14 protein-coding genes are annotated in these 16,785 nt (G+C 66.9%); 9 read left to right on the top strand and 5 right to left on the bottom strand.

Annotated elements, in window-relative coordinates:
• Window positions 1-5: 5 nt before the first annotated feature.
• The 3 genes from BP26_RS0117090 (at window position 6) to BP26_RS0117080 (ending at window position 2,209) form a co-directional block, all read left to right on the top strand.
• A complete protein-coding gene (locus tag BP26_RS0117090) occupies window positions 6-692 on the top strand; it encodes a K(+)-transporting ATPase subunit C (RefSeq protein WP_084183180.1) in 687 nt (228 codons plus the stop codon).
• 34 nt (window positions 693-726) lie between these two features.
• Entirely contained in the window at window positions 727-945 is a 219-nt protein-coding gene (locus tag BP26_RS0117085) for a hypothetical protein (RefSeq protein WP_029921782.1), read from the top strand.
• 139 nt (window positions 946-1,084) lie between these two features.
• On the top strand, window positions 1,085-2,209 hold the full coding sequence (locus BP26_RS0117080) for an outer membrane beta-barrel protein (RefSeq protein ID WP_084183179.1): 1,125 nt from the start codon (window positions 1,085-1,087) through the stop codon (window positions 2,207-2,209).
• 275 nt (window positions 2,210-2,484) lie between these two features.
• On the opposite strand, the gene BP26_RS0117075 is transcribed toward BP26_RS0117080, so the two are convergent.
• Window positions 2,485-3,273 carry a crotonase/enoyl-CoA hydratase family protein gene (locus BP26_RS0117075; protein WP_029921780.1) on the bottom strand — a complete coding sequence of 263 codons (789 nt, stop codon included), beginning with the start codon at window positions 3,271-3,273 and terminating at the stop codon, window positions 2,485-2,487.
• Window positions 3,274-3,548: 275 nt separating this feature from the next.
• On the opposite strand from BP26_RS0117075, the gene BP26_RS0117070 reads away from it, so the two are divergent.
• From BP26_RS0117070 to BP26_RS0117050, 4 genes are all read left to right on the top strand, one after another.
• Complete coding sequence (locus tag BP26_RS0117070) at window positions 3,549-3,986, top strand: hypothetical protein (protein WP_029921779.1); 438 nt, start codon at window positions 3,549-3,551, stop codon at window positions 3,984-3,986.
• Between the two features lie 142 nt (window positions 3,987-4,128).
• Window positions 4,129-5,733, top strand: coding sequence for a S1C family serine protease (locus BP26_RS0117060; RefSeq protein ID WP_051749091.1), 1,605 nt, complete (start codon window positions 4,129-4,131; stop codon window positions 5,731-5,733).
• 199 nt (window positions 5,734-5,932) lie between these two features.
• The gene (locus BP26_RS0117055) at window positions 5,933-7,144 is read left to right on the top strand and encodes an SEL1-like repeat protein (protein WP_029921777.1); all 1,212 of its coding nucleotides are present in this window, start codon (window positions 5,933-5,935) and stop codon (window positions 7,142-7,144) included.
• A gap of 453 nt (window positions 7,145-7,597) precedes the next feature.
• Window positions 7,598-8,971, top strand: coding sequence for a carbohydrate-binding protein (locus tag BP26_RS0117050; protein WP_029921776.1), 1,374 nt, complete (start codon window positions 7,598-7,600; stop codon window positions 8,969-8,971).
• 133 nt (window positions 8,972-9,104) lie between these two features.
• Here the strand turns inward: BP26_RS0117050 and BP26_RS0117045 are convergent, their stop codons facing one another.
• Window positions 9,105-9,719 (bottom strand): TetR/AcrR family transcriptional regulator, encoded by a 615-nt coding sequence (locus BP26_RS0117045; protein ID WP_029921775.1) that lies wholly within the window; start codon window positions 9,717-9,719, stop codon window positions 9,105-9,107.
• 186 nt (window positions 9,720-9,905) lie between these two features.
• Between BP26_RS0117045 and BP26_RS0117040 the strand changes: the two genes are divergently transcribed.
• Complete coding sequence (locus BP26_RS0117040) at window positions 9,906-10,718, top strand: SDR family NAD(P)-dependent oxidoreductase (protein ID WP_029921774.1); 813 nt, start codon at window positions 9,906-9,908, stop codon at window positions 10,716-10,718.
• Between the two features lie 67 nt (window positions 10,719-10,785).
• On the opposite strand, the gene BP26_RS0117035 is transcribed toward BP26_RS0117040, so the two are convergent.
• The gene (locus BP26_RS0117035) at window positions 10,786-11,619 is read right to left on the bottom strand and encodes an alpha/beta fold hydrolase (protein ID WP_029921773.1); all 834 of its coding nucleotides are present in this window, start codon (window positions 11,617-11,619) and stop codon (window positions 10,786-10,788) included.
• A 207-nt stretch (window positions 11,620-11,826) separates the two neighbouring features.
• Between BP26_RS0117035 and BP26_RS28725 the strand changes: the two genes are divergently transcribed.
• Window positions 11,827-13,824 (top strand): ferritin-like domain-containing protein, encoded by a 1,998-nt coding sequence (locus BP26_RS28725; RefSeq protein WP_169740735.1) that lies wholly within the window; start codon window positions 11,827-11,829, stop codon window positions 13,822-13,824.
• 119 nt (window positions 13,825-13,943) lie between these two features.
• Here the strand turns inward: BP26_RS28725 and BP26_RS0117025 are convergent, their stop codons facing one another.
• Both BP26_RS0117025 and BP26_RS0117020 read right to left on the bottom strand, forming a co-directional pair.
• The gene (locus BP26_RS0117025) at window positions 13,944-15,230 is read right to left on the bottom strand and encodes a cytochrome-c peroxidase (protein ID WP_084183176.1); all 1,287 of its coding nucleotides are present in this window, start codon (window positions 15,228-15,230) and stop codon (window positions 13,944-13,946) included.
• A 77-nt stretch (window positions 15,231-15,307) separates the two neighbouring features.
• Window positions 15,308-16,654: an alkaline phosphatase family protein gene (locus tag BP26_RS0117020; RefSeq protein WP_036517224.1), complete on the bottom strand. Its 1,347-nt coding sequence runs from the start codon at window positions 16,652-16,654 to the stop codon at window positions 15,308-15,310.
• Window positions 16,655-16,785 lie beyond the last annotated feature (131 nt).

The raw sequence follows: 16,785 nt of genomic DNA, 5'->3' as shown, positions 1-16,785 counted from the left end.
TTCACATGCTCAACCATTTCCGCCCGGCCATCGTCCTGTTCGTGCTGTTCACCGCGCTCACCGGCCTGGCCTACCCGCTCGCCATCACCGGCATCGCGCAGAAGCTGTTTCCGCGCCAGGCCGGCGGCAGCCTGATCCAGAAGGACGGGGCCGTCATCGGCTCCAGCCTGATCGGCCAGAACTTCACCGCGCCGCAGTACTTCCACGGCCGTCCCTCGGCCACCACCGACACCGATCCGAACGATGCCACCAAGACGGTGCCCGCGCCCTACAACGCCGCCAACTCGATGGGCACCAACGCCGGTCCGACGGCGAAGTCGCTGATCGATCGCGTCAAGGACGACACGGCCAAGCTGCAGGCCGAGAACCCCGGCGTGCCGGTGCCGGTGGACCTGGTCACCACGTCCGCCAGCGGTCTCGACCCGCACGTCTCCCCCGCCGCCGCCGACTTCCAGGTGCCGCGCGTGGCCAAAGCGCGCGGCCTGGGCGAAGACGCGGTGCGCGAACTGGTGGCGCAGCACACCGAGAGCCGCATGCTCGGCTTCCTCGGCGAACCGGTGGTCAACGTGCTCGAGTTGAACCTGGCGCTGGATGCGGCGGCGCCGTTGAAAGCCGCGCCGGCCGCGGCCGCTGAACCGGCCGCCGCACCGACGACTCCGGCCGCACCGGCGGCCACCGCAGCCGGACACTGAGGTGCGCGTCGTCACCGTTCTCCCCGAGCGGCCCATGCCGCGCGGTTTCCGCTGGTCGCCGGCGAAGGTGCTGCTGATTGCCGCGGTCTACGCCACCCCTTTCGTGGTGCTGTGTTTCAGGCTGCATGCTGAAATGCAGGCCGGAACCCTGCCGCTGAACGGCAGCGCGGTGCTGATGCGCTTCATCGTGGTCGGCCTGTTCTCGCTGCTGCTCAGCCGCTGGTGCATGCACTGGATCAAGGGCGGGCGCTGAGGCACGCGGCAGCGGCCCATCCGCTGCCGCGGATCGACAACAAAGTTTGACCGGGCCGCCAGCAAAGCGGCCCAGGTTGATTGCAGGCGGTTCTCATCTTCGCTGCATCGCTCAGCGAAATTACATAGCAAGGAGTGTCATGAACAGGAAAATTGCGGGGCTGTTGGCCTCGGCGGGCGCACTGTGCCTGCCGTCCGTGGTGAGCGCGGCGGGACCGTCGCTCAGTGAGGTGCTGGTGAATTCCGGCATCTCGGCATCGGGCTATCTCGATTCCTCTTATACGGAAGGTTTCAACAAGGGCTCGACCCTGGGCGGCGGCTCCGCCGCCGGCCGTACCTTCGACGTCAAGTCGGATTCCTTCACCTTCAACCAGGCGGCATTGAGCATCGGCTACCAGCCGGCGGACGGCTTCGGCGGCTTCGTCAACCTCATCGCCGGCAGCGACGCCAAGGTCATCAATGCCTCGTACCTGGGCACCGCGTCGAGCGACGACGAGTTCGCCCTGGCCCAGGCCTATGCCCAGTACGCCACCGGCAATCTCACCGTCATCGCCGGCCGCTTCGTCACCCTCTCCGGCTATGAGGTGATCAACAGCACGCTCAATACCAACATCTCGCGTTCCCTGCTGTTCCAGAACGCCGAGCCGCTGGTCCACACCGGCGCGCGCGCTTCGTACAAGTTCAGCGACCTGATCACCGCCTACCTGGGCCTGAGCAACTCGGCCCTCACTGGCCTGGCCAGCGACGACAACAAGCAGAAAACCCTGGAAGCGGGCGGCCTGCTGACCCCGTCCAAGGCCATCAGCCTGGGCCTGTACGAGTACTACGGCTTCGATGGCGGCGATCCGACGCAGAAGACCAGCCTGACCGACCTGACCGCCTCCTGGCAGGTGCTGGACCCGCTGCAGCTGGCGCTGAACCTGGACTACAAGAAGGTCTACGGCCTCGACGGCGGCGGCCCCGCGGGCAACGAGACCTATGGTGTGGCCGGTTACGTCAACTACACCTTCCTGCCGAAGCTGAAGGGCTCGTTGCGCGGCGAGTACATCAAGTTCCGGACGGACGGGTACTCGGAGAACGACAACGAGTTCACCGTGACGCTGGACTACAGCCCGGCCGCCAACTTCGACCTGCTCGGCGAAGTGCGTGCGGATGGCTCCAGCAACCACATCTACCCGAACGGCGATGCGGCCGACCTCAAGGGCACCGAAAGCGACATCGCCATCAAGGCGATCTACAAGTTCGGTACGCCCACCGGGTCCTGAGCGCAGCAGTATGTTGCATGGGTGGGCTGCCGGCGGCAGCCCATCTTTACACCGGACCGCCTTGCCCAAGCTGCAACTCCTGGCCGATGATCCGGAGCGTCGCCCCGCGGAGCTTGCAGTATGTTCAACCGAGGCAGGCCGGCCAGGTTGCGATTGGAGATGGGGCCACGCTCGCTCCCTCGATACACCCGCTTCCCGGAGCGAACGGGGGTTGGCGCGGTTCAGGGAACAAGCGCATTCCCGCAAGGGCCACCGGGCACTGACGGCACGCCGCTTCAACGCCCCTTGAAACTGGCCTGACGACGCTCGGCGAAGGCGGCGACGGCTTCGCGCGCGTCCTCGCTGTGCATCACCGGCTGCAGGTCCGGATAGAGGCGTTCCAGGGCGGCGCGGTCACCCTCAACGCGGGCGATGCGCGAGGAGCGCAGCGAGGCCTGCACGCCCAATGGCGCGGCGGCGGCGACCCGTTCGGCGATCTCCACCGCGCGCGCCAGGGCCTGGCCGGGCTCGACCAGTTCCTGCACCAGGCCCATGCGGTAGGCATCGCTGCCGCTGAACTCGTCGCCGCTGAGCAGGTAGCGCTGCGCATTGCCCCAGCCGATTTCCTGCACCAGGCGCACGGTGGCGCCGCCGCAGGCGTAGAAGCCGCGCTTCACCTCGAGCTGGGCGAAGCGGGCGCTGGTGGAGGCGACGCGGATGTCCGCCGCCAGCATCAGCTCCACCGCCACGGTGAAGGAGACGCCCTCGGCGGCGACCACTAAGGGCTTGCGCAGGCGGTGCGATTCGTCGAGGCCGAAGGGTTCGATCGAGCCTTCCGGCAGGTCGGCCAGCTTGCCCTGGGCGAGTTGCGGCGCCCACTGGGTGAGGTCCAGGCCGGCGGTGAAGTGCTCGCCGTGGCCGAACACCACGCCGCAGCGCAACTCCGGGTCGCGGTCCAGCTCGCCGTAGGCCTGCGCCAGTTGCAGGTAGGTGTCGATGCCGAAGGCGTTGCGCTTGGCCGGCCGGTTGAAGCCGAGCAGCAGGAGGTGGCCGCGGCGCTCGATGGTCAGGGGTGAATCGCTCATGTTTGAATCCTGTGGTGCAAGGCTGGGGCGAAACGCAAGTGCTCCACAGTTTGTATCAGCCGCCGGCGCCACGCCAGATTGCGGCGGACGGTCAGGCACACGTTCAGGGAGCATTCAGACGCGGCGCTATATTCTCTAGCCGCAGATTCGGCGTTGCTGCCGCGTTCGACGCGCTCAGGCAAGGTATCGCCATGGCCCTGCCGCGTCGGCACGCGGCGGGCTGCGCCAACACAGGGGCAAGTTGGCCCGTCTTTTTACTCTGGGAGTATCAGCTCATGAAGAAAATCCTGTTTGCCGCGGCGCTTGCCGCCTGCGCCGCCCCGGCGTTCGCCCAGGTAGGCGTTTCCGTCAATATCGGCCAGCCCGGCTTCTATGGCCAGATCAACATCGGCGATTTCCCGCAACCACAGCTGGTCTATGCGCAGCCGGTGGTGGTGCAACGCGGGCCGGACTACGACAGCGGCCCCGTCTACCTACATGTGCCGCCCGGCCACGAGAAGCACTGGGACAAGCATTGCGCCCAGTACAATGCCTGCGGCCGCCCGGTCTACTTCGTGCGCGACGACTGGTATAACCGCGAATACGTGCCTCGTTACCAGCACGACCACGGCAATCATGGAGATCATGACGACCATGGCGGCGGCCACGACCATGGACACGGCAACGGGCATGGTCACGACGACGATCATGACCACGGTCACGGGCACGACTGAGTCGAATCGCATTGACTGATGCCGGCGCGGCCAAGCCGCTGCGCCGGTATGCTTTTGTGGAGCAGGGGATCGGCAGGATGCGGCGGATCCTGAGGCGGGCCGCCGATTTGCTATTCTGATCGAAACCGCCACCCCCTCTCCAATGTCCACTTTCTTCAAGCTGCGCTCCGCGCTGTGCTTCAGCCTGTGCATGCTGGCCCTGGTCCGAACCTCCACGGCTGCCGCCGCCGACAGCCCGGGGGGCGCGCTGCCGGGCGCCAACAGCGCCGCCGCCCCGGCGCCGCTGTCCGCCACCACCACCAGTACCGAGGCGATTCCGGCCGGAGTGGAACGCTCGGTGGTGAAGGTCTTCACCACGGTGCGCTACCCCGACCCGTTTCGCCCCTGGGCCAAGCAGTCGCCGAGCGAGATCAGCGGCTCCGGCGTGGTCATCGACGGCCATCGCATCCTGACCAATGCCCACGTGGTGCTGTACGCCAGCCAGGTGCAGATCCAGGCCAACCAGGGCGGCGACCGCATCGGCGCCACGGTGGAGGCGATCGCACCCGGCATCGACCTGGCGGTGCTGAAGCTGGACGACGCCGCGTTCTTCGATACGCATGCGCCGCTGGCGCGCGCCAGCGCCCTGCCGGCGATCAAGGATGCGGTGCTGGCCTACGGCTTTCCCACCGGCGGCAGCTCGCTGTCGATCACCAAGGGCATCGTCTCGCGCATCGAGTTCGTGCCCTACAACCAGCCGGTCAGCGGCCTGCGCATCCAGATCGACGCGGCCATCAACCCCGGCAACAGCGGCGGCCCGGCCGTGGCCGGGGACAAGATGATCGGCCTCGCCTTCAGCAAGCTGGGCGACGCGCAGAACATCGGCTACATCATCCCCAACGAGGAGATCGAGCTGTTCCTGCAGGACATCGCCGACGGCCACTATGACGGCAAGCCGGCGCTCTACGATTACCTGCAGACGCTGGAGAACCCGGCGCTGCGCGCCGCGCTCAAGATCGACAAGTCGGTCACCGGCATCGTGGTGCACCAGCCGTTCCGCGGCGATGCCGAGTACCCGCTGAAGGAATGGGACGTGATCACGCGGATCGGCGACAGCGTGGTCGACGACCAGGGCAAGGTGGCGCTGGGCCCGGACCTGCGGGTGGGCTTCCAGTACCTGGTGCAGAAGACAGTGAAGAACGGCAAGGTGCCGCTGAACATCGTCCGCGCCGGCAAGCCCCTGCAGGTGCAGGTGCCGGTATCGGCGGACAAGCCGATGCTGATCTCGGATCTGCGCGGCAATTATCCGCCGTATTTCATCTACGGGCCGCTGGTATTCTCCAAGGCCAGCTACCAGTTCCTGTCCTTCCTCGGCAGCAAGGAGTTGGTCACCGGCTTCAGCTACATCCGCAGCCCGCTGGTGACGCAGATCGGCGACGCGCCGGACGCCAGCCGCGACGAACTGGTGGTGATCTCCTCGCCCTTCTTCCCGCACAAGCTGACCCGCGGTTACGACAATCCCGCGGGCACGGTGATCCGCTCGGTCAACGGCGTGCCGGTGCGCAACCTGCGCCACCTCGTCGCGCTGCTGCGCGACCTCAAGGACGAGTTCGTCACCTTCGAGTTCGACAACCGCAGCGGCGAGGCCCTGGTCTTCCCCCGCGCCGAGATCGCCGCTTCCACCGACGACATCCTCACCGACAACGGCGTGCGCGCCCAGGGCTCGCCCGAGCTGATGGAAATCTGGCAGGGCAAGGCCGGCAAATGAAGCCGCTCACCCGCATGGAGCAGCGGGGCGGATAGCGGCGGCCAGGGCAGCAGCGGGGATGCCGCCTGGCGACGCCGTTCGTCGCATCAGGGACACCGCCATTCCGGATAAATGATACCGGCTGGTCTTTTCAGTGAAAGCTGGGTCGGGCGCCGGGGAACGATCGGCGCACGCCCAACGACCCTGACCGAGCCGACTCATGTCCAGCACCCCGCGTAGCCTGCTGCGCCTCCGCACCTTGCTGGTACTCGGGGGGTGGCTGTTTTGCCTGTCGGCACAGGCCGATCTGGCCGGGCCGCCGAATGCCGATACGCAGGCGCTGACCTGGCTCAAGTCCGCGCAGTACCGGGTACTCGACGCACATTACGGCGCCTTGCAGCACGATTACGAGACCGGCCGCGCGCCGGAGCAGGCGCTGTACCAGGGCTACGTCGACCTGTACGAGGAGCAGGAAGCCAACTCGCAGTATTTCGACGGCTGGGTCATCGCATTTCCCAAGTCCTATGCCGCGCGTACGGCGCGCGGCGCCTACTACTACCGCATGGCCTGGGCCAGCCGCGGCCACGACTACGCCAGCAACACGCCGCTGAAACAGATCGACACGATGCGGCGCTATGTCGCCCTGGCGCAAACCGACCTGAGGGCTTCGCTGACGATGACCCGCAAGCCCTACATGAGCACGCTGTACCTGCTCAATGCCGCCATGATGAACAACCAAAAGGATGAGTTGCGGCACTGGCTGGACCTGGGCAACGACATCGATCCGGGCAACACCCTGCTGCGCGCACGCTACATGACCAGCCTGCTGCCGAAGTGGTACGGCAGCTACCCGCGCATGCGCGGCTTCCTGGAGGAGTGCCGGCGACAACACCTGCCCCCGGCGCAACTGGCCAGGCTGGAGGCGATGATCGAGACCGCGATGGCGACGGAGGCTTCGCGGGACGGCAAGATGGCCGCGGCCTACGACCACTGGAGCGCTGCGCTTGAACTGTCCAAGATCACCGGCGAGCCGCTGTCGGCCGCGGATCTCTACGCCTTCACCTACGCCGCCTGGCACGAAGGACATGGCAAGGAAGCGGATCTCGGCCTGGCCCAACTTGAAACCATACCGGTGAAAGAAGCCTGGATCATGACGCAGATGGGCAATATGTACGTCCTGGAAAAGCGCATGAAGGAAGCCTGGGCCGTGCTGCTGAAGGCCGCCGAGCTCGACGACGCCTCGGCGCAGCTGGCCGTCGGCAAGACACTCTACCTGGGCTGCGTGGACATCGATCAGCCGGCCGACCCGGAGGCCGGGCTGGTGTGGATCAGGCGCGCCGCCGGCCAGGGCCTCGCCGAAGCGAAAGCCATCCTGCGGTACGCCAACCTCGGGCATGCGGCCGGCTGGTTTTACCTGAGGATGACCAGCTAGGCAGCGGCCGCAGCGGGCAAAATCTTCCGTTGTCATCCCTTTGCCTGGCGGCAGTACCGGGTGGTGCGCGGACGCGGTACGCCATGGCTTGCGCAGAGGGGCCATGCGGACCCACAGTGCGAGCCGGCTCATCCAGCGGCGCTTTACCTGATGCCTTGTTTGAAGAACGTGCCGCAGCCTGTTGATTTTGCGCGGGAGCTTGATGCCCGTCTGCCGCGCGTGGCCTCCATTGTGGCAAGGCCGTACAAAGGTCTGGCCAGTAAAATTGCACACCCTGTTTGACAACGTTGTCATCCGGCTCCGATACTCCGCCGCATAACTACAGCGGCATCCTGCAAGGAAGTGGGAGTTGGTAGCGGCGCCGGTTGCGGTGTCCGCCCCGGTCGCGTCGCGAGCGGGGCAGTCGCCATGGCTTGTGCCGCGCGATGACTCAATCCTTGGAGGGATCCAACAATGTCTGCGAATCACCCGGCCCGTCGGCCAAACCCGGTTCCGCTGTTTTTCCCAACCCTCGCGCTGCTGCGCCTTGCCGGCGCGATGCTGTGCGCCTGCCTGCTCGCTGTCGTACCGCTCGGAACGGCGCATGCCGCGCCGGCCTGTGCGGCGGCATGGAGTGCCACCCAGGTCTATGTCGGCGGCAACACCGCCAGCGTCGGCACTACCAACTACCTCGCCAACTGGTGGACCCAGGGGCAGAACCCGACCAGCAACAACGGCGGCGCCGGCAGCGGCCAGCCCTGGACGTCGCAGGGTGCCTGTAGCGGCGGCGGCAGTAGCAGCAGCTCCAGCAGCAGCGGAGGCGGCAGCAGTTCCAGTTCCAGTTCCAGCAGCGGCGGCGGTTCGAGCAGCAGCTCGAGCAGCTCCGGCGGCGGCGGCAGCGGGCTGCTGTTCAGCCCGTACAAGGACGTGACCATCAACCTGAACTGGAACACCAACGTGATGCACACCGCGGTGACCGGCACGGCGATTCCGATCGTCGGCAGCGGCAGCCTGGTGTCGACGCAGGAACCGCATCTCGGCGCCATCACGCTGGCCTTCGCCACCGGCGAGTGCGGCAGCGAAAACTGGGGCGGACTGGCGCGCGCCAGCTTCGCCAGCGCCAACATCCCGGCCCTGTCCAGCGCGGGACTCAACTACGTGGTGTCCACCGGCGGCCAGGCCGGCGTCTTCACCTGCGGCACGCAAGCCGGCATGGTGAACTTCATCAACACCTACCTGACGGCGCAGATGGTGGGCGTGGACTTCGACATCGAGGGTGGGCAATCCGCGGCCGACATCAGCAACCTCGTGGCCCAGGTGGCCTATGCCGAAACGCAATATCCGAGCCTGCGCTTCTCCTTCACCCTGGCCACGCTGGCGGCGTCCGACGGCAGCTTCGGCGGCCTCAACACCCTAGGCGATTCGGTGGTGAAAGCGATCCAGGCGGCGCACCTGGCACGCTACACCATCAACCTGATGGTGATGGATTACGGCGGCACTTCGGCGGCGAACTGCGTGGTCTCCGGCGGCGCCTGCAATATGGGCCAGTCCGCCATTCAGGCGGCGCTGAACCTGGAGCACACCTACGGCATCCCCGCCAGCAGGATCGAGCTGACGCCGATGATCGGGATCAACGACACCTCCAGCGAAATCGTGTCGCTGGGCGATGTCGATACCCTGACCAACTATGCCGTGGCGCAGGGCATGGCCGGGCTGCACTACTGGTCACTGGATCGCGACACGCCCTGCCCCGGCGCCAGCAGCACGGCTTCGTCCACCTGCAATTCGGTGTCCGGCAGCGCGGCGCTGCAATACACCAACCGCTTCCTCGGCGATCTCGGCAGATGAAACGCCGCCAGGTGGAATGCGCCTGAGCCATTCCACCCGGTACCGATCCCGCGGCACCGATGAACGGCCCGGCGGGCGCAAGTCCGCCGGGCTTTTTCACGCGGGAGATATCGGCACCGTGGAACGGCGCGGCTCAGGCGGCCTTGCTTGCGCCCCGCACTTTCTTCGGCGCGGCCCCGCCCAGTGCCACCAGCTTGTCACCGACGGTACGCAGGAACTCCTGCGACAGCCGCGAATCGCCGGTCGAGCGCGCCAGCATCAGGGCGCCGTAGAGCGCGCTGAGCAGCAGCATGGCCTGGCCGCGGCGCTCGCCGGCCGGCACCCCTTCCATGGCGGCGACGAGCATGCCGATGTTGCGTTCGATCTGGTCGCGGAACAGGCCCTGCAGGTCCTCGCCCTTGCGCGCCACGTCGGCGGACAGCGCGGAGACGGTGCAGCCGTTGGCGCGGCTGTCGCGGTGCGCCTCGCTGAGGTAGGTGTGGATGAAATTGGGAAGGTCCGCCTTGCCGTCCTTGAACAGCCAGCCGTGCATGGCGGCGTCGCCCTCGGCCAGGGCGTATCCGATGGCTTCGCCGACCAGTTCGTCGCGCGAGCTGAAGTGCTTGTAGAAGCCGCCGTGGGTCAGCCCCAGCAGCTTCATCAGTTCGGCCAGGCTGATGCCTTCGATGCCGCGGTCGCGGAACTGGCCAGCGGCAGTCCTGACCAGGCGCTGGTGTGTCTGTGCCTTGTCGGCTTGGGAATGGCCCATGGCGCATGCCTCCATAACAGGATTGTATTCATCATACAGAATCACCAACCCCCTGTCCTGTCAGTTCAATTACAGACTATTTCTAGATGTCATTTGACATCCTGTTTGATAAGGGAGTACGCTGTGTCCAGGATTTCAAACAACATCCAGGCCCATCCTCCTGGATCCACAGGCGGAGTGACGAACATGAGCAAGACGAACAAGAAAGGCACGGCCCTGGTGACGGGCGCTTCCACCGGCATCGGCGCCGTGTACGCGGACCGCCTGGCGCGGCGCGGCTATGACCTGATCCTGGTGGCGCGCAACCAGGCCAAACTGGAACAGCTGGCGAAGAAGCTGAGCGCCGAGACCGGCGCCGAGGTGCGCACACTGCAAGCCGACCTGACGGTGGACGGCGATATAGCCAAGGTGGAGAAGGTACTGCGCGAGGACCACAGCGTCAGCGTGCTGGTCAACAATGCCGGCACCGCCACGCTCGGTCCGCTGGTCGGCGCCGACATCGGCCGCCTCGGCGGCGAGATCCAGCTCAACATCGTCGCCCCGACGCGCCTGGCGCATGCGGTCGCCCCCGGCCTCGCCGCGCGGGGCCACGGCGCCATCATCAACATCGCCTCGGTGATGTCGCAGATGGTGCAGCCGGGCAACGCGGTTTACGGCGGCACCAAGGCTTACCTGCTGCACTTCAGCCAGGTGCTGGAACAGGAACTGGCCGGTTCCGGCGTGCGCGTGCAGGCGGTGCTGCCGGGCGCGACCCGCACCGAGATCTGGAACGGCTCCGGCGTGGAACTGCATCAATTGCCGGCGGAGATCATCATGGAAGTGGACGAGATGGTGGACGCGGCGCTGGCCGGCTTCGACCAAGGCGAGAGCGTGACCATCCCGGCCCTGCCGCAAGCCGCCGACTGGCAACGCCTGATCGAGGCGCGCGAGGCGCTGAAGCCCAACCTGTCGCGCAAGCATGCGGCGACGCGCTACAAGTCGGCTGCGGTCGCGGCCTGAAACCTTGGGCTGAGCCGATAAGCTGAAGCGAGGCGGCGGCGGATTCGAAAGATCCGCCGCCGCTTTTTCATGCGTGCAGGCCGGCGAGGAAGTCGGCGATGGCGGGATTGACCGCTTCCGGCGCTTCGAGCGCGGCCAGGTGCCCGACCCCGGGCAAGACCTTGAACACGCTGCCGGGTATGGCATCGGCCATGGCGCGGGTTTCGGCCACGGGGAAGGTACGGTCCTCGGCGCCGGTCATGACCAGCACCGGCTTGCGAATCTTGCCCATCAGGCCGCGCTGGTCGACGCGGCGCGGCACCACGCTGTCGATGGCCCAGCACACCGACTGTGCGTTGACCGCGCTGACGGTGGCGCGGATGTAGTCCACCACCTGCGGCTTGGTGCGCTCGGTGGTTTCACCGGCGAAGGCGATGACGGCGCGGTCGACGAACATTTTCGGAATGGCGCGCAGGCGGCGCATGACGAAGGTCATCAGCAGGAATTCCAGCTTCTGCCGCAAACCCGGCGCCGAGGCGCTGCAATTCATCAGCACGGCGGCGCGCAGGCGCTCCGGATGCAGCGCGGCGAACACGCCGCCCATCATGCCGCCCCAGGAGTTGCCGACCAGCACGCAGTCCTTGATCTCCAGCGCGTCGAGGATCTGCACCAGGCATTGGGCGCAGTCCTCCATGGTGAAATAGCGCGTCAACGGATCGCTGCCGCCGTGGCCCGGGGAGTCGATCAGGATCATGCTGTGACTGCCGCCGAAATAGTCGGCCTGCGCTCGCCACATCGGCCCGGTCATCAGCAGGCTGGGCCAGCACACCATGGCCGGACCGCTGCCGCCGAGGTGGACGTTGATGTGGCCGAGCAGCGTGGGGATGCGGCGGGTGGTGAGGGGAATGAAGGGCGCGGGCATGAGAAAAGTGGGCAGTTGTTTGCGCGAATCATCGCACAACCCATGGTTGAGCCGACCGCCCCCCCTTTCATCCGGAACACGTGGACGTGGTTACGTCCGCTACGGGTGGCCTTGCCGGGGGTGTCGGAACCCGCCGCCATCGCCTTATGGCGGCATCTGGGCGAGACTAGGGGTCCAGGACCACAACCAGCCAGGGAACGCCGCAAGATGACCCCAGCCCGCCACCGCAGCCAGTTGCTGATGATGCTCAGCGAAGCCGCAGAGATCGAGCATTGCCTGATGTGCTGCTATCTGTATGCCGCGTTCTCGATCAAGCAGTCGGAAGCGGAGGGACTGACCGCGGCGGAAGTGGAAGCGGTGCGCCGCTGGCGGCTGGAAGTGGTGCGCATCGCCACCGACGAGATGCTGCACCTGGCGCTGGCCAACAACCTGTCCATTGCCCTCGGCGGCCGGCCGCACCTGCGCCGCTTCAACTTCCCCATCTCGCCCGGCCTGTTTCCGGCGGACGTGGTGGTGGAGCTGTCGCCCTTCGACGAGGGCACGCTGGATCACTTCATCTACCTGGAGCGTCCGCGCGACGCGGCCGAGCATGACGCCACCCACTTCGAGAAGCTGAGCTATCGCCGCCAGGGCGCTGACGGACGGCTGATGCCCTTCGCCGACGACTACGCCACGGTGGGCGAGCTGTATGTCTCCATCGCGCAGAGCCTGCGCGTACTGGTGGAAACGCTGGGCGAGAAGGCGGTGTTCGTCGGCTGCCGCGATTCGCAGCTGGCGCCGCAGGACTTCAGCCTGCCCGGCCTGCGCACCATCCGCACCCTGGACGAAGCGCTGGGAGCAGTGGACTTCATCGTGCAGCAGGGCGAGGGTTCGCCGCAGAGCAAGGCGGGCTCGCATTTCTCGCGCTTCTGCCAGATCCGCCAGGAATGGCTGGCGCTGAAGGCGGCGCGGCCGGAGTTCGTGCCGCACCGCCCGGTGGCGCGCAACCCGGTGATGCGCTCCCCGATCCTGGCGGGACGCATCCAGATCGTCGATGAGCCGGCCATCTCGCTGCTCGATGCCGGCAACGTCTGCTACGAGCTGATGCTGCACGTGCTGGCCGCGCTGGCCGAAGTCGCCGCCTCGCCGGAGCAGGCGCAATTGCGCCGCGGCATCGGCGAGCAGACCCTGTGCCTGATGCATGCCGTGGCCGACATCGGCGGCCTGCTGACGCGCCTGCCGGCCAACCCGAAACACCCGGGCGTGCACGCCGGCCTGACCTTCACCGTGTCGCGCACCGAACTCACCTTCCTCACCCCCGCCACCGACAGCTTCGCGCTGGGCGAGCGTTACCAGGCGCTGGGCGAACGGCTGGCGCAACTGGCGCAAGCGAATCCGGAACTGACGCGGCACGTGGCGCAGATGCACCGCTACGCCCGCTTCTGGTCGCAACGGCATGCGTCGCTGATCGGCGACGAGACGGAAGACGCGGCGCCGCCCTCGCCCGCCATTCCGCTCGCCACCTTGAGCGCCACGCGCGGCCCCGCGACGCCGGCTGCCGCCGCGGGCTTCAAGGCCGCCGAGATCGTCACAGGCCGCGAAGCGGTGCTGGTGTTCGACTCCAGGCGCTGCATCCACTCGCGCCACTGCGTGCTGGACGAGCCGGAAGTGTTCATCGCCAACAAGCCCGGCGACTGGCTCTATCCGGATGCCGCCACGCCGGAGCGGCTGGCGCGGGTTGCGTTCAACTGCCCGTCCGGCGCGGTATCGGTGCGGGACCGCAAGGACGGCGTGGCGGAAACCGCGCCGGCGGTGAATGTGGCGCGCGTGCGCGAGAACGGCCCGCTGGCCTTCCACGCCGAGATCGACATGCCGGCCTATCCGCCGGGCGATGCCTCGCCCTTCCGCGCCACGCTGTGCCGCTGCGGCCAGTCGCGCAACAAGCCCTTCTGCGACGGCTCGCATGGCCCGGCGAAATTCACCGCCAGCGGCGAACCGGAAACGCGCGAGTCGGCGCCGCTGACGGTGCGCAACGGTCCGCTGCGGGTGGAGCCGCTGCGCAACGGCCCGCTGGAGGTGACCGGCAACCTGGAGTTGTGCGCCGGCACCGGCCGCACCGTCGACCGTCTCAACACCGTGCGCTTCTGCCGCTGCGGGCAGTCGCACAACAAGCCCTTCTGCGACAACACGCACACGGTGGTGGAATTCCAGGCGGACGGGGTATGAGGAGTGAGGAATTCGAATTGAAACGACACCTCTCCCTCTTGTCATCCCGCAGCGAAGGGTGACCAATGCAAGCCTGGACGTAATCCGCAGACCTCACTGTCGCGGGACCACCGGAACTACTATGGCGCTGCCGCCATTTCCGCATCGCGGTCGTTCAGGGTTTGCAGGAAGGCGATGACGTCGTCGATCTCCGCATCGCTCCAGGCCGGCGCCGCGCCTTCGCTGCGCGTCAGCGGCTGATCGACCACATCGGCATTGCCGCGCAGCGCGGCGGGCAGGTCGTCGAACTTGTCGACGACGCCGGCAGCGGACAGCGGATACCACAGGCGTGGATCGGTATCGCGCCGGACGTAGAAGCGCAGCGCCTCCTTCAGCGTGTGAAAACGGCCGTTGTGGAAGAAGACACCGCGCGTCGCCACGTTGCGCAGGGTCGGCGTCTTGAACATGCCGCAATACCTGGCCTGATCCCGCTGATCGGCACGCAGGGGCCCGCACAGGCCCAGGTCGAAATAGCCGTGCGCAGCGTTGGCCCGGATCTCCGGATTGCGCGGCACGCCGAGCGCTTCGAACTGGTAGTCGGTGAACAGGGGATGCGCGCCGTTCACACCCTTGCGGTCGAGATGACAGGAGGCGCAGTTGCCGCGCCGCGGGTCGTCGAACAGGGCCAGGCCGCGCTGCTCCTGCTCGCTCAGCTGCGTCTTGCCGTCGAGGTAATCGTCGTATTTGCTGTTGTAGGGGTGGAAGCTCGGGTCTTCCAGCTCGAAACGTTCGATCGCCTTGAGCGCCTGGGCGTAAGCCTGGGCGGGATCGTCGAAGACTCGCGCTCCGAAGACCCGGCGGAATTCGTCGGCATAGGTGCCGCGCCGCAGCTTCGCCGCGACATCCGCTGGACCTGCGTTGGCCATCTCGTTGGCCGCGAGCAGGGGAAACGCAGCCTGCTCGTGCAGGGTGTCGAAGCGGCCGTCCCAGCCGAAGCCGCCCACCGGCGGCTCCTCGCCTTCGAGGATGCGTTCGGCCTGGCTGGAAATGAACGCCTTGCTCCACACCGGCGTGCGGTTCAGCACGTAGCGCAGCGAAGGCACGGCGCGCGCGCCCTGGAGGTTCATCCCGGCACCGCCATTTTGCACCGCCAGTCCGTTGGGCGGCCCATAGGCGTGTGCCGGGCTGTGGCAGCTGGCGCAGGACAGGCGCCCGGAAGCCGACAGCGAAGTATCGGAGAAAATTTTTCCGCCGAGAATGGCAAGGGCGGATTCCGGGATGTCCCTGATGACGGCCGGCGCAACGGCGCCCGGCGCTGCACCGGCAGTGGCCGCGCCGTCCTGGCGGCAGGCGGCGAGCAGTGCGATGCAGGTGCCGGCCGCCAGTATGCGAAGCGGGAGGCGGCTTCTGGAATCTGGAAAAAGCATGCTGGAATGAGGCACCGGAATGACGGAACCCCTGGCGGCGCAGCCGTCAGGGGTTCGGGTCGGCGCAGCGTGAAGACTTATTGGCTGGTGAAGATGTTCCGATCGTTGCCGATGGTATCGAGCTGGTAGCCGGTGGCGGGATTGTTCGCGGCATAGCCGAGGTGGCCATCGACCTTGAAGATGTCTTCCAGGCTCTTCAGCAGGGAGTAATGGTTGTAGGCGATGCTGGAACTGCTGCCCGGCTTGATGAAGGGCGAGATCAGCACCGCGCCGACCTGGTCGCCGCCGTAGCCGTTGATGACGATATTCTCCACCAGGGTCGGCGAATTGACCAGGGTGAAAGTGCCGGGCCGCACGCCGGCGAGGTTGGGGCCGGGCTGCTGGTTGCAGCAAGGCTGGCCGGGGAAGGTGATGTTGACGGTGGTCTGCCCGGTGCTGGAGTTGGTGCTGCTGGTCTGGACGTAGCTGCTCTCGTCGAAGGTAATGACCAGCATGCCGTCCTGCTTGTAGGCCGGGGAGGCCAGGATCTTCGGCACCCAGGTCTGCAGGAAGGCATCGATCGAGGTCAGGCCGCCGGGACTGCCGTTGGCGCAGGTGGTGCCCTTGGCGCCGGTGCCGCTGCCGTCGTGGCCGTCGTCGCACAGGTTCGGCGTGATGAAGACGTAGTTCGCCGTGGTCGAGGTGGAAGCCAGGTCGGCATCGAGCTTGTCGAGGTTGACCACGTTGGCGGCGCAGCTCGGCGAGTCGATGATGGAATGGAAATACATGAACGGGTTGTGCCGGGTGGCGTAGGCATCCCCCAGCGGCACGGCGGCGCTCGGCGCTTCGGCGCTGTTGGTGTTGTCGGTGCCGGTGCCGAGCGTGGGATGGCCGCAGGTGGCGGCCTCGCGCGCGGGGTCATTGCCCATGTCGCCCATGTAGCCCTTCCAGGTGAAGCCGGCGGCGACGAGCTGGTCCGGCAGGGTCTTGACGCTGGCGGGGTAGATGCAGCCGCCGGTGGCGATGATCTGGCCGTCGGAGGTGGTGCCGGTCTGGACGACGTCGTTGTAGTTGCCGACGGCGCCGGTGAAGCCCGGCAGGCAGTCGTTATCGGTATCCGGCGTCGCCGCCTGGCCGCTGATCATCGAGATGTAGTTGTCGAGGCTGACATGGCCGGTGCCGTAATACTGGCTCAGCAGGGCGCCCATCGGCACCAGGGTCTTCTGCAGGTAGGGATCCTGGGTGCTGGTGCCGAAGGTGTCGCTGTAATTCTTGTTTTCCAGCACGATCATGAAGACGTGCCTGACCTTGGCGGCGGAGGTCGTCACCGGGTCGGTGGCGGGCGCGGCGTTGTTGTCGTTGTTGTTGCAGCCAACGATGGCGGCGACGCCCAGCGCGGCGGCGAGAAGGAACGGCGCGAAGCGCCCGTGGCCAAGCTTCAGCATGGTATCCCCAATCCAGTGATTTGACGGTCTGCGCCGATGCCTCGGAGCGCGCCGCGCAGATTGCCGCGCCGTCATGACACTGGTGTGGCAGCCGGACCCGGCCGGGGACTGCGACAATCCGCCGGACGCCG

The organism is Nevskia soli DSM 19509 (assembly GCF_000711955.1).
GTDB lineage: Bacteria > Pseudomonadota > Gammaproteobacteria > Nevskiales > Nevskiaceae > Nevskia > Nevskia soli.
This window is presented reverse-complemented; position numbering and strand designations above follow the sequence as displayed.